Below are 23279 nucleotides of genomic sequence, written 5' to 3' on the forward strand. Positions count from 1 at the left end.
GCCTAAGGCGTCTTGGCAAGCTCCGGGGGGTTGGTCGAGCCGGGAGCGAAGGCCTTGTCTGCGCCGCCAAAGGTCCGCTCGATATAGTCCTTGAAATAGTTGTCGAGGAACGGGAAGGCCTTGGCGAAGCGCGTGAAGTCCTTCTGGGCGATGAACAGCAGCAGCCCGTCCTCGAGCGCCTCGACCAGCCCGGTTCTGAGCTCCGAGCGCACCAGAACCCGCTCGCCGAAATGCTCGCCGGGCCCGAACACCTTCTCGAAATGCTCGCCGGTGTCGGGGTTGTCGATGGTGAGCTTGAAGCGGCCGTTGATCACCGTGTAGAAGCCGTCGATCAGCATGCCGGGCTCGAACACCTTGTCGCCCTTCCAGTAATGGATGTAGCGGGTCGCCGGCGGCGGCATCCTGAGTTGCACGATGTTCGGCGGCATGACGCTGTTGAGCAGCCAGTTCAGGCCGACGCGGAACTTTGCGGTGAAGCCCGGCAAGAACGACAGGTAGAAACCGCGCCACAGGAGCCAGGCGACGAAGCCGGACAGTTTGACACCATAGACATCGGCGACCGCCTTGCTCATGCCGAGCGAGGCGAGCGAGCCCTTGGACGTGTAGGCAAACGGCTTCAGCTCTTTGCCGCTGAGCTTGGCCATGATGTTGGCTGCCAGCTGATAGCCCTCGCGGACCGCAAATTGGGCCGTCTGCGTGGCATAGTCGGCCGGGTCTTCCTGGGGATTGTCGACCAGCGGAATCAGCGCGGCGTCGCCGAGCGCCCACACGTGTTCCTTTCCCGGCACCCGCATGTAGCGGTCCGTCTTGATGCGGGCCCAATGCAGGTCGAGGCCGAGTGTCGAAACGAGCGGGTGCGGTCCGTTGCCGATGGTGGCGACGATGGTGCTGGTATTGATGGTGCGGCCGTCGGTGAGCGCGACGCCCGTGGACGTGGCCGACTTGGTGCCGACGCCGGTCAGCACCTCGATGCCGGTGCTCTGCATCTGCTTCGTCGCATATTCGGCGAGATCGGCGGGGAACGTGGGCAAGATGCGCGGGGCGTATTCGATGAGATACATGCGGATCTCATCCGGCTTGATGTTCGGATAGTATTTCAGCGCGCTGCGCACCAGTTCGTGCACCTCGGCGACGGTCTCGACGCCGGAAAAGCCGGCGCCGACGACAACGAAGGTGAGCAACTGCTTCTTGACCACCGCCTCGGTGGTCACGTCGGCCGTCTCCAAGCAGCCGATGACATGGGTACGCAGGCGGTGCGCGTCGGTCAGGTCCTTCATGGTCAACGCGTGGTCGGCCATGCCTGGGATACGCGCGAGGTCGACGCCGGTGCCGAGCGCGATGATCAGCTCGTCGTATTCGAGGTTGACGGGGGTCAGCCGCGCACCCTGCATGACGACCACCGTCTTCTTGGCGAAGTCGATGCCCATGACCCGCGCCTGCCGCACCTGGACGTTGCGCAAAAGCTGGCGGAGCGGCACGACCGCGTCGGCGGAGTTGATCGTCGATGCCGCGACCTCAGGCAGCAGCGGCTGGAAGACGAAGTAGTTATTGTTGTTGACGAGTTCGACCTCGACTTGGCCGCGGCCGAGCCTTTCCAGCGCCTTCGCCGCGAATACGCCGCCAAAGCCGCCGCCAAGCACGAGGATTTTCTTCTTTTCCATAGGCTTGCCCAGCCTGAGTTGGTTGAGACGCATACCTACGCCAATGCTTTCTTGCGTCAAGTCATGCTTTGGCGCAGGCCGACGCTTGATCGCAACACGATGCGACAGTCGGCATTCGACCTGAAATACCGTTTGCCTATGGAGTTGATAGGATGCGGTGTGGCGTTGCCTAGGCTGCCGCCGTGGCGGGCCGCGGCACGGCCGGCGGCAGCTTGGCCCATCCCGGCCTCTGGAACAGGAACCTCAACGATGTGGTCTTGACGAGCGTGTGCACAATCAGTGGCGTCACCACGCCCGCCGCCGTTACGACGAGGGCGACGACACCGAGATCGAGGCCGGGCGCCAGCTTGAGCAGCGCCATCCGCGTCGCCGCCATCGGCAGGAAGAAGGCAAGATAGACCACGATCGAGTTCTCGCCGGCGTAGCGCAACGGCAACGCCCAGTCCCGCGTCGAGAGCAGCACCGACGCGGCCACCACGGCGAGCGCGCCGAGAAAGCCGAGGCCGAGGCTCACGACCGGAAACTCAGAGTAACCCCCGAACACCATCACGGCTTCGAACACGGCCCAGGCGGCGAGGAACAGGAGCGCGGCGCCCCGGTTGCCCGCGGCCGTCGCGGCGAAGTCGAACACGTAAGGGGCAAGCACATAGCCCGAATAGAAATAGACGAAGCGGGAGCAGAACTCGTCGACGACGGTCCAGCCAGTCTCGACCCCGGCGATTTGCAGGAGCGCTGCGGCGAACCACACCATCACTTGCGGCACGTCGCGGGTGAGTTTGGCGACCACGAAGAAGATGGGCAGGAGGTATATGAACCATAGCGTGCCGAAGGGGTCGATGAAGGCGAGCGCATAGGCCTCGGCCACGCCGGCCCAGCCAAGATCGGCGGCGAATACCGGCGCCTTGAAGGCGAACTGGATGGTGACCCACAGCACGTAGAAATAAGCGAAATGGACGACCTTGGTGTCGAGGTAGTCGCGCCAGTTGCGGTCGATCACGCGGGCGAGGAACAATCCCGAAATGAGAAAGAAATCGGGCATGCGGAACGGCTTGGCGAAGGCGACGAGCGCCCCCATCCAGCTCGTGGCGCCCGCGGCCTCCTCGACGCCCAAAGTGGCGTGCATCATCACCACCATGACGATGCAGAACCCTTTGGCGTAGTCGACCCACGCCACCCGGTCCCGGTTGAGCTCCATAGCGCCCGCCTCCCGTCCCGTTGGGGGACATTTCGGGGCTGAGTTGCAAGGACCGGGCTAGAGCCCGATATCAGGGGCGGCGTTGCTTAGTCTTTGGGGTTTGGTTAGGTTCGGCCGCAAGAAGCACCCGTAGCTCAGTTGGATAGAGCGTTGCCCTCCGAAGGCAGAGGTCACAGGTTCGAATCCTGTCGGGTGCGCCAATAAATCAGGGACTTAGAATCTGAAAAGACAGTGGTCTTAGGTTCACTGAACTTCTTAACGCGCGGTCGATTTGATAATTGTAAAAAAATCAATGTGTTAGTGTGCGGCCTGGGTGCGCTATTTGCGTCCCCCGGCTGCGACCTCAAGGTCATCAAGGTTCCGCATGCCGCCGGCGGTGACGTGCGCGAGCATCTCGTCCGGCGTGAGGATGCCCTTACCGATAACCTTGCCGGACTGCTCGTCCTTGTAGACGTAAGCAATGCGGCCGTCGGAAGTCTTGCGGAGCTGCACGTCGCGGCCGTCAGGGATGTAAGCATACGCGCGGAGCGCGGCCCGGGTGGTGGCGTCAAGCTCGCCCCCCTCGAGTGCCGCAGCGGAAATAGCGGCGAAGCGATTGGACATCATCCGATATACCTGCAAGAGCGCCCTGGCCGCTCCTTCGGCTTTTGCCGTCTCCCCACGGCTCAGGTAGTACCTGTAAACACGCGCCATCCTGGCGATGTCGCGTTGATCTTCCGAGAGTGGGTTCTTGGGCTCGATGACCTCGTTTTGATCGTCCGGCTGGTCAGGCGCACACTCGATGCAACTGGTCTCCACAACGACAAGCGGCTTGGCATGAGCCAGTGCTGAAGTCAGAAGGGCAATCGCTGCGAGCATGTATAGCTTCATTTATGAGCACTCGAAATCGTAGTCAGAAACGGCTGATTCAAAATCGTCTTGGGCCGATTGCAGGACGCTGAACTCCAGCGAACAGTCGTCTCTTCCCTCACTGGTGGAAATGCAAGAACTGTAGGCTTGAAGGGCCGCGTCCACATCGCTGGCGGCCGACTCGTAGGCGTCGATCGCGTCCTTATACTCCTCAGGACTTGCTCTCGTAATCGAGATGCCGAGTGATGGGAGTAGCGATAGCATTAGAAGAACCCTGACAGCTTTCACCATGGATACCTCCCAAAGCGTGCAACCATATACGGGTCACTGACAGGCGCCACGTGCATAAACGAACCAGGAAAGGAGACAGTGCCCTAAGGGCACTGTCTTAGGTGGGCAGTGCTCTTACGTACGCTGTAACCCTCGTGAAACCCTCGCGTGAACAAACGAGCACGGGGGCAGTGCCCTTGAGGTTCATTGAACCTCGAAACCGTGAACGCGTTGGCAACAGGTGCCCAAAACGCAACTTTGGTGAAACCCTCAGACGTTGATATATAACGAATTTCGGATGGGCCACTGTTCTCCGAAGGCAGAGGTCACAGGTTCGAATCCTGTCGGGTGCGCCAATTTCCTTCCCCAAATGCCTGTTTGCCAGTTGAGACCGGGCGTCCGAGGATCATTGGAACACAAGGAAAGCGCACGGCGTTCACCCCTGGGGATACTCTGGGGTCCCTATGGTTTTTAGCTCGGTAGTCGGCTATTTTGCCTACTCCCGCGCCAGGACAAGAAATTGCCCAGAAACCATCAGGTGCGTGCAACTGAGGAGAGAGATTCACATGCGCAGATTTCTTTTGATCGCCGCGGCTGCATCGATTGCGCTCGTCGGCCTGTCCGCCAACCAGTGCGGGGGCGCCAAGGAGGAAACGGCCGCGCCAGAGGCGCCGCCGGCTGAGTCCGCGCCTCCGGCCGAGACGCCGTCAGAGCCGCCCGCCGAGACGCCTGCCGAGTAGGCACGATCTGAGCTTGCAACGGGGCTGCTTCGCCTTCGGCGATGCGGCCCCGTTCTGCGTCTATCGACTGCGAGGGGCGAACGCCTCCACCAGCGGCGCAAGATCGCGCGCATTGTCCCAATCGCCGCCTTCCGGCGTCAGCCCAAGCCGCACGATGATGAGATCGCGCGACGGCACGATCGCCACCACCTGCCCGTTATAGCCGAGCATATAATAGGCATCGTCCGGCATCGGCGGTTCGCCAAGCCGCGGCGACTCGATGAGTTTGAGCCAAACTTGCGCGCCGTATTGGTCCTCGGGCGCCTGCTCCGTCGGGGTGAGCGTGTAGGCGACCCAGCCCTCCGGCAACAACCTTTCTCCAAGCCACAGTCCGTCGCGCAGGAACAACAGCCCGAGCCGCGCCCAGTCGCGCGCCGAGGCGTAGAGAAACGACGAACCGATGAACGTGCCGGAAGCGTCCGGCTGGAGCACGGCGCTCCGCATGCCGAGCGGCGCGAACAGTTGCTCATGCGGAAAGCGCAAATACTCGCGCTCGGTGGCGAAGGTCTCGCGCAATACGCCGGCGATGATGTTGGTGGTGCCGCTCGAATAGGACCAGTACGTGCCCGGCACATGCGCGAGCGGCTGTGACGCGGCGAAGCGCGCCGCGTTGCCCTGCACGAACAGCATCTGAGCGACGTCGCTGAGATCGTTGGAATAGCTCTCGTCGAATTCGAGCCCGCTTGTCATGCGCATCAGCTCGTTCAATGTGATGGCGCGGCGCGGGTCGCCTTCCTCCCGCCACTCAGGCATCAGCGTGTCGTCATCGAGCGCGATCGCGCCGTACTTGACGCGTAGGCCCACCAGCGCGTTGGTCAAGGTCTTGGTCATCGACCAGCCGATGAGCGGCATCTGCGCGTCGAAGCCGGGTGCATAGCGCTCGGCCACGATGCGCCCGCCATGCACCACGACGAGGGCGCGGGTGTTGCGGGGATGTGCCGGATCAGGTTCTGAGAAGATGGCGTTGACCGCCTGTTCGAGGGCCGGACTGGTCACCTCGTTCGGAAGCGGCCCGAGCGAGACAAGCTCGCCCTCGGGCCATTCTGCGTCCATGGTCTGAAGCTCGACGCCCGTGAACAGGCCCTTCGCCTGCGCCCGCAATGCCGTTTCGTCCGCGCCATCGACAAGCGTGCAGCCGAGCCCCTCGCGGTGAATCGAAGTCTGGGTGGCGAAACCGTGGAGAGAAGCCGATGCCTTTTTGCCGTCGCGGTCGAGGACCGGCTGGAAATAGCGAAGGAGTCCAAGGCCCGGCCCATCGAGGTCCTCCGTCATCAGCGCGTCGAAGGGGCGCCCCGATACGAACACGCCGGCGCATAAGGTTTGCGCCATGTAGCCAGAGCCGAGCAGGGCGACGCGGTACAGCCGGGGCAGCACGATCCCCGCCGCCGCGACCAAGAGAATCGCTGCCAGCATTACCGAGAATTTGCCGGGGAGCCCGAAGGGCATGGAGCTACTTCAGCGCCTGGGCGGCCTTCAGCACCTCTTCGGCATGACCCGGGACTTTCACCTTGCGCCACACATTGCGAATGACGCCATTGCCGTCGATCAAGAACGTGGAGCGTTCGATGCCCATGTACTTCCGCCCGTACATGCTCTTCTCCACCCAAGTGCCGTAGGCCTCACACACTTTGCCGTCCTCGTCCGACACGAGCGGGAAGGAAAGGCCGTATTTCGCCTTGAACGCATCGTGGCTCTTCACCGCGTCCCTCGAGATGCCAATGACTTGTGCCTTCACCTTGGAGAAGTCCGGCTCGGCATCGCGGAAGGCGCAAGCCTCGGCCGTGCAGCCCGACGTGTCGTCCTTGGGATAGAAGTAGAGCACCACGGTCTTGCCCCTGAGGTCCTTCAGCGACACCTTGCCGCCGCCGTCCGCCGGCAGGGTAAATGCCGGGGCCTTGTCGCCCACCTCCACGCTCATTTTGCGATCCTCCTCAATGACATTTGCACCTTGGGCTTACCGTCCTTGCCAGCCTAGCCGATCCCGCTACACTCCCATGCCGGGATAGACAAATCTTGGCAAGCGCAGCGCGGGAGTGCGCCCATGGCCCAAACTCAGTTCTTTGTCGGCGATCCGGTCCCTTGGTTCACCTGCCGCTCGACCAGCAACCCGCAGTTCCACTTCGATACCGTGGCCGGGCGCTATGTCGTCCTGACCTTCTTCGGCAGCGCTTCCCATCCGGCGAGCACGGAAGTGCTCAAGCATGTCACCACGACGCTTCGCCCTCTGTTCGACGACGGCAAGCTCGCCTTCTTCGGCGTGAGCGTCGATCCCGACGACGAGCACGAGGCCCGCGCCGCTGAGATGTTGCCTGGCATTCGCTACTTTTTCGATCTCGATCGCAAGGTCAGCGAAGCATACGGCGCTGTTGATGCCGGACAGGACGGTGGGGACCGTCTTGCTTTTCGGCCTTTTACCCTTGTGCTCGATCCTTTCATGCGCGTGATTGCCAACCTGCCCCTCGCCGACTCGGGTCAACACAACGACGCCCTCGGCAAGCTGCTGGGCGCTCTGCCGCCGGTCGACGCTCATGCCGCGACGGAAATCTGCGCCCCGATCTTGATCCTGCCTCGCGTGTTTGAGCCGCAATTCTGCAAGGAGCTGATTCAGCTTTACGACAAGCAAGGCGGGCGTGAATCTGGCTTCATGCGCGAGAAGGATGGCAAGACCGTCGAGGTCAAGGATCATGGCTTCAAGCGGCGCAGCGACCTCAACCTTGACGATGCCCCTGAATACGAGCAACTCCGCGCCGCCATCCGCGCGCGCTTCGTGCGGAGGATCGTTCCCGAGATCAAGAAGGCATACCAGTATGATGTGACCCGCATCGAGCGCTACGTCGTCGCCTGCTACGACGGAGGAACAGGCGGCTTCTTCCGCGCCCATCGCGACAACACGACCAAAGGCACCGCGCATCGCCGGTTCGCTTGCACGGTCAACCTCAATGCCGAAGACTACGAAGGGGGGGACTTGCGCTTCCCCGAGTTCGGGTCCCGCACCTATCGCGCGCCGACCGGCGGCGCGGTCGTGTTCTCCTGCTCGCTGCTGCACGAGGCGACTCCCGTGACCAAGGGCAAGCGCTATGCTTTTCTGCCCTTCCTCTATGACGACGCCGCGGCGAAGATCAGGGAAGAGAACCGGAAGTTTTTGTCCGGTGAGACGTTCGAAGTCGGCAAGGGAAAAAGCGGCGCGGCGGCCTAGCCGAGGCGCTTGGTCATCCTGATGTGGGGGATGGTGTGCTCCAGGAAGCGCTCGCCCTCTGCGCCATAGCCGAGCCGGAAATAGAAGCCCTCGGCCCCGATCCTGGCGTGCAGCACCATGAGGCGGAAGCCGCCGGCTCTGGCCCAGCCTTCCGCGTGGGCGAGGAGCCGCGCGCCGATCCGCATGCGGCGGCGCGCCTCGGCCACCGCCATCTGTTTGAGCTGGAGCGTCGTCTCGTCGAGCGGCCGCAAGGACACCGTGCCGACCACGGTGCCGCACGACACGGCGCAGAAGTGCTGACGCATGGCGTCATCGGCGAGCTCCTCCGCCGTGACCTTAAGGCCGAGAGGCTCGCGCAGGATTTCCCGGCGCAAGCGGAGCGCCTGGGCGTAGAGGTCCGAGCCGAGCGGCGCCTCGAAGATCAGTAGCGCCTCGTCGTCGATCACGGTCATTCGTGCGCCTTCGCCAAATGCTCGACCATGGACCAGATGGCTTTGATTTGTGGCGCATCCTTGCCGAGATAGTCGAGCCCCGTATAGCCCCACCAGTCCCAGCAGCCCTCCGGGTTGTACGGGCCCGGCTCCGCTTGCGGGAAGAGGACGACGAGACGGTTTGAATCGGCGATCTCGGCGAAGCCTGCGCCCTGCACGAACGCCTCGCCCACTTTCTCCCGCCCCTGGCTACAGCCGTGAAGCGCCACATGGACGCGGCAGCCGGGCGTCTCGGCACAATCCGGCGGCACGTAGACCACGCCTTCGTCGGCGATGCCGTCGCCCGGCCCGGCGAACGCCGTCTGGTCGAATACCAGGAATTCCCCTTGCGGCTCGGCGGATGGCGACTCGAGCGGGCCGTAGATCCAGGCAAGGATCGCCTTCGCCTGGTCGTAGTCGCAGTCGCTGACGAAGGGCTCCTCGGAGAGGCCGCAGGCCGCGCCGCCTTCCTCGGTGATGAAGGCGTGCCCGCCTTGACCCTCGACGAGCGTGACATTGCCCGCCGGCACACCTGCCACGTCGTAGAAGCGCTTTGCCGCCTGGACCACCGGCCGTGTCACGGTTTGGTCGTCATCGCCGGAATAGAGATAGACGTTGTGGGCGGCGAGCGCGTCGAGCGGATCGATCACCCCGCCATCGGCTAACTCCTTGGCCCGGTCCACCAACCTCTCGGGGTCGGGCGGTCCCAAGGTCGTTCTCATGCACTGATAGAGGGCCTGCGCCGCATTCTGCCCTACCGCCGTTGGCCAGAACGGAAAGACCCGAGACGCGGCGGTCTCGGCGCAGGCGAACGGACCGCCGGCGACGATTCCGGCACCGACAATGTTCTTTGCGTGGGCGAGCTCGATCTGCCCCGCCATGTAGGCGCCGGACGAGAGACCCGACACGGAGGTGGCGTCGAGCGCGGTGCCGAGACGTGGGAGCAGCTCGGCGGCGCGCACCTCGCCAGCCTTAACGGTCAGTCCCGCTACGAGACACGCCGCGAGGAGTGCAGAAGCCATCCTGCCCTGCCGTCGCTCCATGAGCGAGTCCTCCTCTCCGGCACCGGCGGCCATGGGGCCTGTCACAAGAAGTCGCCAAGTGGCCTCGGAGTTGCCAGCCGGGGCCTCCCCCGACGATCTTTCTGCTGCCCCGGCCCAAAAACCTCTTGCATCGCCGCAACGCAGGTGTAAATAGCGGCTCGTTTAACTTGAACATCTGCTGGTTGGGGAGGACGCCATGTCCAGTGACGCCCTCTTCCAATTGGGGATGGACTTGGATCATGGTTCAAGCACCGCCCAAACGGAAGAAAAGCTTTCCCGGTGCCTCTCTCCCGACGGAGAGGGACGCAAGGACTTTTTCTGTGAGCGCGACGGGGTTCGCTATGCGGGCACCCATCTCATCATCGATCTCGTTCGGGCAGAGCGGCTCGACGAACTAGACCACATCGAACAAACGCTGAGGCGGTGTGTGGAGGTGGCGGGAGCGACGCTCCTGCATATTCATCTCCATCACTTCACGCCAAATGGCGGCGTGTCGGGTGTGGCGGTCCTCGCCGAGTCGCATATCTCGATCCATAGCTGGCCCGAATATGGCTATGCCGCGCTCGATGTCTTCATGTGCGGCCATACCAATCCACGGGCGGCCATCAACGTGCTGAAAGAGGCCTTTTCGCCTCGCAAGGTGGTCGTCAAGGAGCAACTTCGGGGTAAGGAAATTCAGCGATGGAACGGTGGGTCGAAGAGACGCTCCATGGAAGCCACCGTGTCCGCCTGAAAGCGGACCGGGTCCTCTTCGATAGCGAGACCGAGCATCAGCAGCTGATCATCGTCGAGAACGGCGACTATGGCCGGGTGATGATGCTGGATGGTATTGTCCAGCTCACTACCCGCGACGAATTCGTCTATCACGAGATGATGGCGCATGTGCCTCTGTTCGCGCACGGTAAGGCGAGGAAGGCGCTGGTCGTCGGCGGCGGCGACGGCGGCGTGCTGCGCGAAGTGCTAAAGCACCCGGAGGTGAAGACCGCCACGTTATGCGAGATCGACCGCGGCGTGATCGATCTCTGCCGCCAGCATTTCCCGGACGTCTCGGCAGGTGCCTATGACGACGCGCGCACGCGCATCGTCATCGCCGACGGCACCAAATTCGTGCACGAGACCGACGAGCGCTTCGACGTGATCATGGTGGATTCCACTGATCCCGTCGGACCGGGCGCCGTGCTGTTCACCAAGGAGTTCTACACCGACTGCCAGCGGGCGCTCAGCCCCGGCGGCATTCTCGTCACCCAGAACGGGCTGCCCTTCCTGCAGGCTTCCGAGCTGAAGCAGAGCGTCAGCTATTTCCGCGACCTGTTCGCCGACGCCTTCTGCTATCTCGCCACCACGCCGAGCTATTTCGGCGGCCCGATGTCCTATGGCTGGGCCACGGACAACAAGGACCTCAGGCAGCACAAGGTGAAGAAAATTGCCAGGCGCTACGCGAAGGCCGGCGCCTTCCCCACCCGCTACTGGCGACCCGACGTCCACGTCGCCGCCTTCGCGCTGCCGACCTACGTGCGCGAGCTGGTGGAGACGTAGAAGGCGCTACAGTTTCCCGAACTCCGGTAGGTCGCCCACCAGCGGCTGGCAATAGTCGTAGAACGCCGGGCTCACATTGTTGCGGCCTGCGAGGAACTCGGCCGGCATGTGGCGCGTATGGCGTGCCACTGCAGAGAGATCGGCGCGGCCGCAGGCGCTGCGATAGCTGTCGAGCGCGTTCGAGGTGCGCACGATGGTAACGGAAGCGCCCGCGTCGCCTTTGGCGGCGAGATCAGCGGCAAACCGCCCGACGGCACGCGCCTCCTCGGCATCGACCGGCGATACATACGGCCAGCAGCGCTGGAGATAGCCGAACGTGTCGGCGCGCACGCGCGGGCTCTTGCCGCCCTTAGGTGTCAGTGCCGTCTTGATGCGATCGGCGAGACCGTCACCGAGCGCGCCCGAGCCCGAAAGCTGGATATTGCCGTGGGCGTCGACTTCGCCCGTGCGCATCAATTGTGGGCCGATCTCCTTGCCGTCGGCATCGCTTATGCCTTCGCTGACGGCGATCTGGCAGCGGCCGAGTTTCGTGTACACCGCCTCCACGTCGGTCAGGAATTTATCCATGAGGAACGGCGTCTCGGGCACATAGACGAGATGCGGCGCGGGGCGCTTGGCCGGATCGGCGTCGGTCTCGCGGGCTCCCCGGGCGAGCGCGGCCGAGGCTGCGAGAAAGCCCGCGTGCCGCCCCATGATGACGTTGATCTTGATGCCCCCGAGGCCGGCATTGTCGAGCGCATCACCCATATGCGCGAGCGTCACGAAGCGCGCGGCGGACGGAAACCCCGGCGTGTGGTCGTTCTCGCGCAGATCGTTGTCGATGGTCTTCGGCACGTGGAAGCAGCGGAGCTCGTAGCCCGAGGCGCGCGCCTTCTCGCTGACGATGCGGCACGTGTCGGCCGAATCGTTGCCGCCAATATAGAAGAAATAGCGGATGTCGTGGTCGCGGCAGCCTTCGAGGATCTTATCGCAATAGGCGTCGTCAGGCTTGTCGCGCGTCGAGCCAAGCACCGCCGATGGAGTGCCGGCAATCCGCTCCAGCCGCGCCACGGGAATCGCCCCGAGATCGACCAGATCGCTCGAGCGGCCCTTGGCGATGCCGCGCACGCCGTGACGCATGCCGAAGATGCGCTTGACCTTGCCCGAGGCGGCGAGACCTTGCATGAGGCCCTCGACGACGCCGGCCAACGACTGATTGATGACCGCGGTGGGGCCGCCCGATTGACCGATCACGGCATCGCCTGTTGGTAGATCAGCCACGCTCTATCCTTCTCTGTGCTTGCAAGCCGCGCACAATGCCCCGGAGGGTCAACCCGGCGCAAGCTGCCCGTAACCCATTTCAGGACAATGGATAATTCGCCCGGCCGGACCGGGAAAGTCTCACCCCTAAATCGAGACGCGAGCGTTAGTCGGCGCAGGCCTGAAAAATGATAGCGTGTTCCTCTCGATAGGGAGGGAGAGAACAATGGAGGTATCGTTCAAGAATCTGCTCATGGGATTCCTCGCGGCGGCGATCGCCGTCGTCACCGTGCATGAGATCATCAATTTCATACTCCTGCAGGCGGGTCTCTTCCCGCGCATACCATGGTCGATGGCGCCCGCTGCCATGACCGGGCTTCCCCAGATCCTGAGCGACATGTTCTGGGGCGGGCTGTGGGGCGTGCTGTTCGCGCTGATCCAGGGGAGCATCCCCGGCGGCAGCCTGACGGTCAAAGGCCTGATCTTCGGCCTTGTTGGCCCGGCGTTGATCGGCGTCTTTATCCTCGTGCCGCTGATCACCGGCCGCTTTCCGCTCTTCTTCGGCGGCGACCCGAAGCTCATCATCTCGGTCCTGTTGATCCTTGGCGGCTTCGGCGCGGCGATGGGCTGGCTTTATGGACTGTTCACTCGCGCGTAGCCACTAGAGGCGAAAGGCGGTCGGCGTTTCACCGAAGCGACGGCGGAAGCAGCGGTTGAAGTAGGACACGTCGCCGAACCCCGCCTCGAGCGCAATGGCGCTGACCCGCCAGCTGGCGTAGCGCGGATCGGCGAGCATTTGCTGTGCTCGCGACAAGCGTCGGTCGAGCATGAACTCCGAGAACGTCATTCCCTCGCGTTCAAAGAGACGCTGCACGTAGCGGGGCGTCACGCGATGCCTCGCGGCCACCGCGCCGACCGTCAACCGGCCGTCGCCCAGACGTTCCACGATATGACGCTTGATTGCTTGCAGACGTGCGGCGGCCAAGCCGCCGTGTTGGGCGACGAAGGCGGCGTCGCGCGTTGGACCAAGCACAAGCGCGAAGAGGTCGCGCAGGTGAAGGGCGGATGCCCGAGCGAGATCAAGATCGGCAAAAGTTTGTTCTTCGAGGAAGCGCATATAGCCAAGAAGGTATCGCAGCGCCTCCAAGTCCGGCCTGACCCGCCGCAACACCGCAGTAGGATCGAGGCTTGCCACGAGGGGCGCCATGTCTGCACGGCGTACGTGGAGGCAGCGATAGCGGGCGGCAGCGTGCGCCGTCCACGTTCCGGGTTCCACCGCCATCGCCACGATCGCATCGCCGGGGCTGAATGGGATCTCCTGACCGAGCTGGGAAAGCGCGCCGCCGCACGTAGCCACGCACAAGCTGACATCGTCGTTCCCGTCAGCCACAAGAGCAGGCGTGCGTGAAAGCCGCCCCGGCGAGAAGCTGGACGACACCAACTCGAGGCCGGGCGCACCGCGCACAGTCACGTCGGCATGAAACGGTATATCGGGCGCCGGCTCGAATTCAGTGCGGAACACAAACCGCCCGAAGAACTCCCTCCAGACAGGAACCCGGTCCCGCTCGGGCAGGTCGTCGGTCGTAAACCGGACCGGTCCGAAATTGTTAGCCTGAGTTTCCACGGGGAGATCCCTCTCCACATCGCGTTACATCATCTTGTCAGGTCCAAAGTCGGTGATCTCGCCGCTCCGCGGGCGGATATGCCCCGGCGATTCGCCGAAGCGGCGGCGGAAGCAGCGGTTGAAATAGGACACGTCGCCGAACCCCGCTTCGAGCGCAATCGCGCTCACCCGCCAGCCCGCGTAACGCGGATCGGCGAGCATCTGCCGGGCGCGCGCGAGGCGCTGGTCGAGCAGGAACTCGGAGAACGTCGTCCCCTCGCTTTCGAACAGACGCTGCACGTAGCGCGGCGTGACGCGATGACGCGCGGCCACCGCGCCGACCGTCAACCCGCCGTCACCGAGATGATCGGCGACGTAGCCCTTGATCGCTTGCAGACGCGCTGCCGCCAGGCCGCGCCCTTCGGCGACGAAGGCTGCGTCGCGTGTAGGGCCAAGTAACAGGGCAATGAGATCGCGCAGGTGGAGGGCGGCGCTCCGAGCGAGCGCGGGATCGGCAAAAGCCTGTTGCTCTTGCAGGAGGCGAATATAGCGCAAGAGATACTGCAACGCCTCGTTGCTGGGCGGGATTTGTCGCAGCGCTACCGCGTCGTCGAGATTGGCCACGAGCGGCGCGAGCGCGGCGCGGCGGATGCGGATGCAGAGATGCTGCGAGGCGGACGGCGAGAACGTTGTGCCGATCTCCGAGACCGATAATGCGACAGCCTCCCCAGGGCTGTACCGTACCTCGCGTCCACGCTGGTACGCCATGCACGGTGATGAGCTCACGAGCAATGCAACATCATCGTTGCCGTCGGCGAGAAGTGCGGGGGTTCGTGAGAGGCGTACGGGGGAAATGACTGAGGATACCAGTGTGAGGCCGGGTACGTTGCGCACGGTCACATCGGCATGAAACAGCGCGCTCGATGCCGGCTCGATCTCGGTGCGGAACACAAGCCGCCCGAAGACTTCCCGACTAACAGGAACCCGATCCCGCGCGGGCAGTTCGTCGGTCGAAAACCGCACTGGTCCGAAGTTATCAGCCTGAGTTTCCACGGGGAATCCCCCGTTGAAGCCGCTCCTCAGTCGTCATGACGGTAACCCTCCCGAGGAGAAACGTCGAGCCGGTTTGTTGGTTCCAGTCCAAGCCTTGTCGCCCCTGTCCAAGACCGGAGGGCTGGCCGGGCCTAGAATCGGCGGCAACGAGCGCCGCTGCCAGCGCTAGAGGCCCCAGCGGCGACTTGGGTCAACGCGGCAAGGAGAGCGACATGGCAACGATCAACGGCACCAACGGAAAAGACAGGCTGAAGGGCACCGGCGGCAGCGACACGATCCTTGGGCTCGGCGGCGCCGACATCCTCATCGGCCTCGGCGGCAAGGACACCCTCAAAGGTCAGGACGGCAACGACACGCTCAAAGGGGGCGACGGCAACGACACGCTCTTGGGTGGCGACGGCAAGGACACACTCAAAGGGCAGGACGGCAACGACACGCTCAAGGGGGGCAGCGGCAACGACAACCTCTCCGGTGGCGGCGGCAAGGACACACTCATCGGACAGGACGGCAACGACACCCTCGACGGCGGCGGCGACAAGGACACGCTCAAGGGCGGCGGCGGCAAGGACACGCTCTTAGGCGGCGGCGGCGACGACACGTTGAGCGGCGGTAGCGGCAACGATACCCTCGAAGGCGGCGCCGGCGCCGATGCGCTGATTGGCGGCAGCGGTGTCGATACAGCGAGTTATGTCGGCTCTCCAAGCAGTGTCACCGTCGACCTGCAAGGCGGAGCTACCGCTGGCGGACATGCGCAGGGCGACACGTTGACAAGCATCGAGAACGTCATCGGCTCGAACTTCAACGATACTATCTTCGGTGGCAACGGCAGCAACCACCTTGAGGGCCGCGGCGGCGCCGACTTCCTATTCGGCGACTCTGGCAACGACACGCTCGATGGCGGCAACGGCGACGATAGGCTCGACGGCGGCGGCGGCAGCGACACACTGAATGGCGGCGCGGGCTCCGATACGGCGAGGTACAGCCTCTCTCCAGGCGCTGTCGCCGTCAGCTTGAGTACCGGAACGGCCAGCGACGGGTTTGGGACGTTCGACTCCTTAACGAGTATCGAGAACGTCATCGGCTCGATCTTCGGCGATATTCTCACGGGCAACAACGTCAGCAACCACCTGGAAGGAGCCGACGGCGACGACCTCTTGATCGGCGGTGGCGGCAACGACACGCTCGACGGTGACGGCGCCGACGATACGCTCCTCGGCGAGTTAGGTGACGACACGCTGAACGGCGGCAGTGGCAACGATTTTCTGCGCGGCGATGCAGGTTTGGACTCCCTGACCGGCGGCAACGGCGCGGACACTTTCGACTACAATTCTGTTGACGATGCGCCCGTCAACCTCGCGTTCGTCGAGATGATCTTCGACTTCAGCCAGGCCCAAAACGATGTGATCGATGTGTCGGACATCGACGCGGTCTCAGGCGGAGGAAACGACGACTTCACCTTCATCGGCGAGGCCGCCTTCAGCGGAGGAGCGAGCGGAGAGATTCGCTTCTTCCAGACCGGCGGCAACACCATCGTTCAGGGCGAGCTTGGCGGCGGCGACGCCATCGTCGACTTCCAGATCCTGCTTCAGGGCGAGATCGACCTCGTCGCCGGCGACTTCATAGGCGTCGTCTAGAGCGATTCGGACCAGTGACGGCAAGGCGGATTTTGACACCTGGCGGACAAGGTTGATTTTGTTCGCCGCAGTCCAAGCCTTGTCGCTCCTGTCCAAGACCGGAAGCCGCACCGGGCGTAGAATCGGCGGCCACGAGCGCCGCGGCCAGCGCTAAAGGCCCTAGGGGCGCGACTTGGGTCGACTCAGCCTCAAGGAGAGCGACATGGCAAAGATCAAAGGCACCAACGGAAAGGATCGGCTGAAGGGCACCGGCGGCAGCGACACGATCCTTGGGCTGGGCGGTGCCGACATCCTCATCGGCCTCGGCGGCAACGACACACTGAAAGGCGGCTCGGGCAGCGATTCCCTGCAAGGCGGCGGCGGCAACGACAAGCTCTTGGGCGGCGACGGCAAGGATACGCTCAAAGGTCAGGGCGGCAAGGATACCCTCAAAGGCCAGGACGGCAAGGACGAGCTCATCGGCGGCAGCGGCAACGACAAACTCTTCGGCAATGGCGGCAACGACACGCTCGACGGCGGCGGCGGCAACGACACGCTGAATGGCGGCAGCGGTAACGACACGCTCAATGGCGGCGGCGGCAAGGACACGCTCAAGGGCAGCAGCGGCAAAGACACGCTCTTAGGCGGCGGCGGCAACGATACGCTGAACGGCGGCGACGGCAACGACACGCTCGACGGTGGTGCCGGCGCCGACACGCTGATCGGAGGGGCCGGGGTGGATACCGCGAGCTACATCAACTCGCCAAGCGGTGTCACCCTCAACCTGGGCCTTGGAGCGGCCGCCGACGGCTTTGGGTCGATCGACACCTTGACGGGCATCGAGAATGTCATTGGCTCAAACTTCGACGACAGCTTGGGCGGCGACAACGGCAGCAACCATTTGGAGGGCCGCGGCGGCGACGACGACTTGTTCGGCCTCGACGGCAACGACACGCTCGACGGCGGCGCCGGCAACGACACGCTTATCGGCGGTTCCGGCGCCGATGCGCTGAACGGCGGCACGGGCGTCGATACAGTGAGTTACAGCGACTCTCCAAGCGGTGTCACCATCAATTTGCTTGCCGGATCTGGCAGCGACGGGTTCGGGACGATCGACACCTTGACGGGCATCGAGAATGTCATTGGCTCAAACTTCGACGACAGCTTGGGCGGCGACAACGGCAGCAACCATTTGGAGGGCCGCGGCGGCGACGACACGCTGAATGGCGGCGATGGAAACGACGACCTGATCGGCGGCGGCGACGATGACACGCTGGACGGTGGAAGCGGCGCCGATCTTCTAAGCGGCGGTGCGGGTTTGGACTCCCTGACAGGTGGCACCGGCGCAGACACTTTCGATTACAACTCTGTTGACGACGCGCCCGTCAGCCTCCTGTTCGCCGACACCATCTTCGACTTCAGCCAGGCCCAAACCGATGTGATCGATGTGTCGGACATCGATGCGGTCCCCGGGGGTGCAAATAATGATTTCACGTTTATCGGCGAGGCCGCCTTCAGCGGGGGAGCAGGCGGGGAGATCCGGTTCGTCCACGTCGGCGGCAACACGATTGTTCAGGGCGAGCTCGGCGGCGACGGCAACGCTACCGTCGATTTCCAATTCCTGCTCGTGGGCGAGATCGACCTCGTCGCCGGCGACTTCTTAGGCGTCGTCTAGAGCGATTCGGAACGGCGACGGCAAGGCCGACTTCGAGATTCTGGTTAAGGTGGGCGCGCTCTCGTCCGGCGATTTCGTGCTCTAGGGCCGCTTTCCCCTCGATTTGCGAAACTCGCCTATACCAGCGCGCGGTAGACCATGGCCCGGTAGATGGCGGCCGGGGTGGTGCGCGCGCCGAGCTTCATGCGGGCGCCGGCGAGCGTTCGTTCTACCGAGCGGCGCGAAACGCTCATCTGCTCGGCGGATTCCTCTAGGTTGAATCCGCGCGCAGAGAGGGCGAGCACCTCGACCTGGCTGTGCGTAAGGCCGGCCATTGGGCGCAGCAGCCGCTTGTCCTGCACGAAATCCCAAAAAGTCCTGGAGATTGCCTGCAACGTCCCTCGGGAATTTCCAGCCGAGTTCCGCCGAAAGTCGCCGACCGCGTGAGGATCGACGAAAAAGCCTTGCACCAATGGCGCTGCCGTGAGGCTATCGCAGTCCGGTTGGTGCAGCGCGAACCGCATATTGCCATCGAGCATGGCCTGCCCGAAAGCCGCAGCCGGCCGCGGTATCTCGTCGCCGGCGCGTAGCACACGCTCATTGTCGAAGAAAACGCTCGTCGGTTGCGCCATAATGGCGTGGTAGATCGTTGGGTCTGCATCCTCCCCACTCATGTCCTCATACAGCTGCATCACATGGTTGGGAAGGGATGTGGCGAGCGGACGGCCGCCGTGGGCGGACTGCCCGGGCAAGCACGTCACCATTCGCATCACGCCGAAGCGGCTGACATAGTCACGGAGCGCAGCCCATGCCTCGTGAAAAGTCGCGCATGTCTCGAGTGCACCTACGAAGTCACAAATCGACGACGAACCGTCCAAGTCCGCGCTGGTTGCACTCCAACGTGGAGACTCGGTGGCCAAGCCGTCGCCCGGGCAGAGCAGAAGCGCATGCGCGGTTCGGATGACGCCCAGTTTCCGACGTGCCGATGCCAGATGCTTATTCAGGGTCGCGACGGATATGCCGAGGGCCGAGGCGACCTGCGGCGTGAATAAACCCTGACGAAGGAGCCGCAGGCAATCGCGCTCGCGCGGGGTCAGCGAATGGAAAGCGTCGGCACTTCCGCTCATTCCCTTCTCCCACATCAAGGCCGAAATGACCGGTCGGCGCTGCCGCGGAGAGAGAGCGCCTACCTTAGATTCTAAGCGGAATTACGAACCTATCCACCCATTTCTCTTGGGCCGTTGGTACGCGCCCAGTTGCGTCAACACGAAACCCTCAGGCAAGCGCGCGGTAGACCATGGCGCGGTAGATGGCGGCCGGGGTGGTGCGCGCGCCGAGCTTCTTGCGGGCGCCGGCGAGCGTTCGCTCTACCGAGCGGCGCGAGACGCTCATTTGTTCCGCCGATTCTTCGAGGCTGAACCCGCGGGCCAAGAGGGTCAGCACCTCGACCTGTCGGTGCGTAAGGCCGGCAATCGGGCGCAGCAGCCGCTTGTCTTGCACAAAATCCCAAAAAACCCTGGAGATAGCCTGCAACGCCTCCTTGGGATCTCCACCCGAGTTCCGCCGAAAGTCGGCAACCGCGTGAGTATCGACGAAAAACCCATTCGTCAGTGGCGCGCCCGTGAAGCTGTCGCGGTCCACTTGGTGCAGGCAGAATCGCATGTCTACTTCGTCGAGGAGAGCCCGGCCCAACGCGGCAACCGGCTTGGGTACGTCATCGAGCAACGCGTACACCAAGCGCTCATTGTCAACCAGCACACTCGTCATCTCCGTGGCAATGCGGCGAACCGCTGGGTCGGCGTTCGCGCCACCCATGTCCTGATGCATCTCAAACAGGTGCTTGGGCGCGGACGTGGCAAGGCCGCGCGCGCCGTTGGTAAGCTGTCCAGGCGGCTCAGCGACCAGAACCGTCGATAAGTACGTCACGCCGAGACCGCTGACATGATCGCGCAGCGTGGCCCATGCTTCGTAAAAGGTTGGGCACGACTCAAGGGCGCGCGCGAAATCACACACCGGCGGTGAACTGTCCAATACCGCGCTGATCGCGTCCCAACTTGCGGACCCGGTTGACAAGGCGTCTCTCGGGCAGAGCAGAAGCGCATGCGCGGTTCGGATGACGCCCAGTTTCCGGCGTGCCGATGCCAGATGCTTGTTCAGCGTCGCAACGGAGATGCCGAGGGCCGAGGCGACCTGAGGCGTGAATAAACCCTGGCGAAGAAGCCGCAGGCAATCGCGCTCGCGCGGGGTCAGCGAATGGAGAGCGTCGGCACTTCCGCTCATTCCCTTCTCCCGCATCAAGGCCGAAATGACCGGCAGCGCTGGGGCCCAATAGTCCCGCAAGGAGAGGCACGTCGCTGCCGATTTTAGGCGGAATTCCGACGCGATCTACTCATTTCTTACCATTGGCATGCGCCACGCCGCGCTTACCTTCCAGTCCAAGGGACAAGCGGCTCTTAGGACTTGCGACATGGCCAAGATCAAAGGCACCAGCAGGAAAGACAAGCTGTTCGGTACTGACGGCAACGATAGCATTTTCGGGTTCGGTGCGGCCGATCTGCTGATTGGTCGGGGCGGCAACGACACGCTGAAAGGCGGCGGCGGCAGCGACACGCTCAAAGGTGGCGGTGGCAAGGACAAGCTCATCGGTGGCGCCGGCAACGACAAGCTCATCGGCGGCGCTGCCAAGGACAAGCTCTTTGGCAATAGCGGCAAGGACAAACTCTTCGGCAACGGCGGCAACGACAAGCTTTTCGGCAACGGAAGCGACGACGCGCTCAAGGGCGGCGGCGGCAACGACAAGCTGTTCGGCAACGGTGGCGACGACAAGCTCATAGGTGGCAGTGGCAACGACACGCTTGAAGGCGGTGCCGGCCCCGATACATTGAACGGCGGCTCGGGCAATGACACGGCCAGCTATAGCACCGCGCCTGGCGGTGTCGGCGTTAGCCTGGCCACCGGCGCCGGGTTTGGCGGTCAGGCGGCGGGTGACACGCTGACGGGTATCGAAAACCTCATCGGCTCGAACTTCAACGATTCCCTCTTCGGCGACGGTGGCGACAACATCTTGCAAGGCGGCGGGGGCGGCGATGCCTTAAGCGGCAACACCGGCAACGACACGCTCCTCGGCGGCGGCGGCAACGACACGCTCCTCGGCGGCGGCGGCAACGACACCCTGATCGGTGGTGAGGGCGACGACCTCCTCCGCGGTGGTCTCGACCGGGACATCTTGACCGGCGGCCCCGGCGCAGACACCTTCGACTACAACAATATCGCCGATTCGACGATCGTCCCAGCGAGCCGCGACGAAATCCTCGACTTCAGCCAGGCCGACGGCGATCTGATCGATGTCAGCACCATCGACGCAGATATTGGACTCTTTGGAGACCAAGCCTTCGATTTCATCGGTAACGCCGATTTCAATGGCGCCGGCCCTCAGGCCCGCGCATTCCTATTCACCCCTCCTGTCCCTGGCGCCCCCACCATTACAGTCGTTCAGTTCGATCTCGGCGGCGACGGCGACACCGAGGTCGACCTTGAGATCGTGCTCATCGGCGCCATCACTCTACTCCAAAGCGACTTCGTGCTCTGAGCCGCAGCCGATTTGAGGACTTGCGACATGGCAATCATCAAAGGCACCAGCAGGAAAGACAAACTGTTCGGTACTGACGGCAACGACAGCATTTTCGGGTTTGGCGCCGCCGACCTGCTCCTTGGCTTCGGCGGCAACGACAAGCTTTTCGGCAATGGCGGCAACGACACGCTGAAGGGCGGGCCGGGCAACGACAAGCTTTTCGGCAATGGCGGCAACGACACGCTGAAGGGCAGCAGCGGCAAGGACACGCTGAAGGGCGGCGGCGGCAACGACAAGCTCTTCGGCAGCAGCGGCAAGGACAAGCTCTTCGGCAACGCCGGCAACGACAAGCTGTTCGGCAGTAGCGGCAGCGATACCCTCAAGGGCGGCGGTGGCAGGGACACGCTCAACGGTGGCGCGGGCAACGATAAGCTCTTCGGTAATGCCGGCAAGGACAAGCTGAATGGCGGCACGGGCAACGACACCCTCAAGGGTGGCGGAGGCAACGACACGCTGAATGGCGGTATCGGCAACGACACGCTTGAAGGCGGTGCCGGCGGCGATACTCTTAACGGCGGCTCGGGCAACGATACGGCCAGCTACGCCGGCTCGCCTGGCGGGGTTAGCGTGAGCCTGCTCTTGGTCATTGGCGACGGCGGAGATGCGACAGGCGACACGCTAACGGGGATCGAGAATGTCATCGGCTCGAGCTTCGGCGATGTCCTCTTTGGCGACAATGGCAGCAACACCCTGGAAGGCCGCGGTGGTAACGACAACTTGGGCGGACTTGAGGGCAACGACACTCTGATCGGCGGCGGCGGCGATGACACCCTCCTCGGCCACGGCGGCGACGACCTGCTGAACGGCGGCACGGGCAACGACACCCTGATCGGCGGCCCCGGCGCCGACACCTTGATCGGCGGGCCCGGTATCGATACCGCGAGCTACGCCGGCTCGCCTTCGGCCGTTGCCGTCAGCTTGTCAACTGGAGTGGGCGGCGGGCTCGGAGATTCCTCGGGCGACACCGTGACGGGCATCGAGAACCTCATCGGCTCCAACTTCAACGATGCCCTCACCGGCGACAGCGGCGACAATGTCCTCCAGGGCGGTGACGGCAGCGACACCCTGATCGTCCTTATCGGCAACGACGTGCTGTTCGGCGGTCTCGGCAACGACACGCTACGGGGCGGTCCTGGCGTGGACGTTATGACGGGCGGCTCCGGCGCAGATTCTTTCGCTTTCTTTGAATCCGACGAAACGGGGGTTGCCCTTGGGACTCTCGACATTATCATCGACTTCAGCCAGGCCGATGGCGATGTGATCGATGTGACGCCCTTGGCCATGTTCGAGAATCAAGATTTCGTGTTCATCGGCAATCTCGCCTTCGACGGCACTGCGCCGCAAGTCCGCTTCTTCGTACTCGGCGGCGCCATCACGATCGTCCAGTTCGAGCTTGGCGGCGACGGTGATGCCATCGCCGACTTCGCAATTCACCTCGTGGGCGACATTCCCTTGGTCGCCGAAGACTTCGTGCTCTGAGCCGCAGC

Annotated in this window: 21 protein-coding genes and 1 tRNA gene; 10 read left to right on the forward strand and 12 right to left on the reverse strand. The window is 63.5% G+C overall.

Going from position 1 to position 23279, the window contains the following annotated elements; translation table 11 throughout:
• Nucleotides 1–2: 2 nt before the first annotated feature.
• A complete protein-coding gene (locus ACRECX_RS05755; RefSeq protein WP_431557865.1) occupies nucleotides 3–1694 on the reverse strand; it encodes an FAD-dependent oxidoreductase in 1692 nt (563 codons plus the stop codon).
• A 136-nt stretch (nucleotides 1695–1830) separates the two neighbouring features.
• A complete protein-coding gene (locus tag ACRECX_RS05760) occupies nucleotides 1831–2856 on the reverse strand; it encodes an acyltransferase family protein (RefSeq protein ID WP_431557866.1) in 1026 nt (341 codons plus the stop codon).
• Between the two features lie 123 nt (nucleotides 2857–2979).
• On the opposite strand from ACRECX_RS05760, the gene ACRECX_RS05765 reads away from it, so the two are divergent.
• Nucleotides 2980–3056: transfer RNA gene (locus tag ACRECX_RS05765), tRNA-Arg, on the forward strand.
• Between the two features lie 118 nt (nucleotides 3057–3174).
• Here the strand turns inward: ACRECX_RS05765 and ACRECX_RS05770 are convergent.
• Nucleotides 3175–3714 (reverse strand): hypothetical protein, encoded by a 540-nt coding sequence (locus ACRECX_RS05770; protein ID WP_431557867.1) that lies wholly within the window; start codon nucleotides 3712–3714, stop codon nucleotides 3175–3177.
• An 827-nt stretch (nucleotides 3715–4541) separates the two neighbouring features.
• Between ACRECX_RS05770 and ACRECX_RS05775 the strand changes: the two genes are divergently transcribed.
• Nucleotides 4542–4715, forward strand: coding sequence for a hypothetical protein (locus ACRECX_RS05775; protein ID WP_431557868.1), 174 nt, complete (start codon nucleotides 4542–4544; stop codon nucleotides 4713–4715).
• A gap of 60 nt (nucleotides 4716–4775) precedes the next feature.
• Here the strand turns inward: ACRECX_RS05775 and ACRECX_RS05780 are convergent, their stop codons facing one another.
• Together ACRECX_RS05780 and bcp are read right to left on the reverse strand one after the other, a co-directional pair.
• The gene (locus tag ACRECX_RS05780) at nucleotides 4776–6200 is read right to left on the reverse strand and encodes a serine hydrolase domain-containing protein (protein WP_431557869.1); all 1425 of its coding nucleotides are present in this window, start codon (nucleotides 6198–6200) and stop codon (nucleotides 4776–4778) included.
• A gap of 4 nt (nucleotides 6201–6204) precedes the next feature.
• Nucleotides 6205–6672, reverse strand: a complete 468-nt coding sequence (gene bcp, locus ACRECX_RS05785; protein WP_431557870.1) for a thioredoxin-dependent thiol peroxidase — start codon at nucleotides 6670–6672, stop codon at nucleotides 6205–6207.
• 123 nt (nucleotides 6673–6795) lie between these two features.
• Here bcp and ACRECX_RS05790 point away from each other — a divergent pair, with 123 nt between their 5' ends.
• Nucleotides 6796–7950 carry a 2OG-Fe(II) oxygenase gene (locus tag ACRECX_RS05790; RefSeq protein ID WP_431557871.1) on the forward strand — a complete coding sequence of 385 codons (1155 nt, stop codon included), beginning with the start codon at nucleotides 6796–6798 and terminating at the stop codon, nucleotides 7948–7950.
• Here ACRECX_RS05790 and ACRECX_RS05795 read toward each other — a convergent pair.
• Together ACRECX_RS05795 and ACRECX_RS05800 are read right to left on the reverse strand one after the other, a co-directional pair.
• Nucleotides 7947–8402, reverse strand: coding sequence for a GNAT family N-acetyltransferase (locus ACRECX_RS05795; protein WP_431557872.1), 456 nt, complete (start codon nucleotides 8400–8402; stop codon nucleotides 7947–7949). The two genes, ACRECX_RS05790 and ACRECX_RS05795, sit on opposite strands and share 4 nt — an antisense overlap.
• A complete protein-coding gene (locus ACRECX_RS05800; protein WP_431557873.1) occupies nucleotides 8399–9442 on the reverse strand; it encodes an extracellular catalytic domain type 2 short-chain-length polyhydroxyalkanoate depolymerase in 1044 nt (347 codons plus the stop codon). The genes ACRECX_RS05795 and ACRECX_RS05800 overlap by 4 nt, the downstream gene beginning before the upstream one ends.
• 217 nt (nucleotides 9443–9659) lie before the next feature.
• On the opposite strand from ACRECX_RS05800, the gene speD reads away from it, so the two are divergent.
• Nucleotides 9660–10196 carry an adenosylmethionine decarboxylase gene (gene speD, locus ACRECX_RS05805; protein WP_431557874.1) on the forward strand — a complete coding sequence of 179 codons (537 nt, stop codon included), beginning with the start codon at nucleotides 9660–9662 and terminating at the stop codon, nucleotides 10194–10196.
• Nucleotides 10145–10999 carry a polyamine aminopropyltransferase gene (gene speE / locus ACRECX_RS05810; RefSeq protein WP_431557875.1) on the forward strand — a complete coding sequence of 285 codons (855 nt, stop codon included), beginning with the start codon at nucleotides 10145–10147 and terminating at the stop codon, nucleotides 10997–10999. Before speD ends, speE begins: the two co-directional genes overlap by 52 nt.
• A gap of 6 nt (nucleotides 11000–11005) precedes the next feature.
• On the opposite strand, the gene ACRECX_RS05815 is transcribed toward speE, so the two are convergent.
• On the reverse strand, nucleotides 11006–12259 hold the full coding sequence (locus tag ACRECX_RS05815; protein ID WP_431557876.1) for a diphosphate--fructose-6-phosphate 1-phosphotransferase: 1254 nt from the start codon (nucleotides 12257–12259) through the stop codon (nucleotides 11006–11008).
• A gap of 205 nt (nucleotides 12260–12464) precedes the next feature.
• Here ACRECX_RS05815 and ACRECX_RS05820 point away from each other — a divergent pair, with 205 nt between their 5' ends.
• Nucleotides 12465–12896, forward strand: coding sequence for a hypothetical protein (locus ACRECX_RS05820; protein WP_431557877.1), 432 nt, complete (start codon nucleotides 12465–12467; stop codon nucleotides 12894–12896).
• A 3-nt stretch (nucleotides 12897–12899) separates the two neighbouring features.
• Here ACRECX_RS05820 and ACRECX_RS05825 read toward each other — a convergent pair whose 3' ends face one another.
• Nucleotides 12900–13862 (reverse strand): AraC family transcriptional regulator, encoded by a 963-nt coding sequence (locus ACRECX_RS05825; RefSeq protein WP_431557878.1) that lies wholly within the window; start codon nucleotides 13860–13862, stop codon nucleotides 12900–12902.
• A gap of 24 nt (nucleotides 13863–13886) precedes the next feature.
• Nucleotides 13887–14894 carry an AraC family transcriptional regulator gene (locus ACRECX_RS05830; RefSeq protein WP_431557879.1) on the reverse strand — a complete coding sequence of 336 codons (1008 nt, stop codon included), beginning with the start codon at nucleotides 14892–14894 and terminating at the stop codon, nucleotides 13887–13889.
• 212 nt (nucleotides 14895–15106) lie between these two features.
• Here ACRECX_RS05830 and ACRECX_RS05835 point away from each other — a divergent pair, with 212 nt between their 5' ends.
• Entirely contained in the window at nucleotides 15107–16528 is a 1422-nt protein-coding gene (locus tag ACRECX_RS05835) for a calcium-binding protein (RefSeq protein WP_431557880.1), read from the forward strand.
• 202 nt (nucleotides 16529–16730) lie between these two features.
• The gene (locus ACRECX_RS05840) at nucleotides 16731–18182 is read left to right on the forward strand and encodes a calcium-binding protein (RefSeq protein ID WP_431557881.1); all 1452 of its coding nucleotides are present in this window, start codon (nucleotides 16731–16733) and stop codon (nucleotides 18180–18182) included.
• Between the two features lie 116 nt (nucleotides 18183–18298).
• On the opposite strand, the gene ACRECX_RS05845 is transcribed toward ACRECX_RS05840, so the two are convergent.
• Both ACRECX_RS05845 and ACRECX_RS05850 read right to left on the reverse strand, forming a co-directional pair.
• Nucleotides 18299–19288 carry a response regulator transcription factor gene (locus tag ACRECX_RS05845; RefSeq protein ID WP_431557882.1) on the reverse strand — a complete coding sequence of 330 codons (990 nt, stop codon included), beginning with the start codon at nucleotides 19286–19288 and terminating at the stop codon, nucleotides 18299–18301.
• 148 nt (nucleotides 19289–19436) lie between these two features.
• Nucleotides 19437–20441 (reverse strand): response regulator transcription factor, encoded by a 1005-nt coding sequence (locus ACRECX_RS05850; protein ID WP_431557883.1) that lies wholly within the window; start codon nucleotides 20439–20441, stop codon nucleotides 19437–19439.
• 187 nt (nucleotides 20442–20628) lie between these two features.
• On the opposite strand from ACRECX_RS05850, the gene ACRECX_RS05855 reads away from it, so the two are divergent.
• On the forward strand, nucleotides 20629–21750 hold the full coding sequence (locus ACRECX_RS05855) for a calcium-binding protein (RefSeq protein ID WP_431557884.1): 1122 nt from the start codon (nucleotides 20629–20631) through the stop codon (nucleotides 21748–21750).
• A 27-nt stretch (nucleotides 21751–21777) separates the two neighbouring features.
• On the forward strand, nucleotides 21778–23271 hold the full coding sequence (locus ACRECX_RS05860) for a calcium-binding protein (protein ID WP_431557885.1): 1494 nt from the start codon (nucleotides 21778–21780) through the stop codon (nucleotides 23269–23271).
• Nucleotides 23272–23279: the final 8 nt, after the last annotated feature.

It is taken from the genome of Methyloceanibacter sp., assembly GCF_050726195.1.
Lineage (GTDB): Bacteria > Pseudomonadota > Alphaproteobacteria > Rhizobiales > Methyloligellaceae > Methyloceanibacter.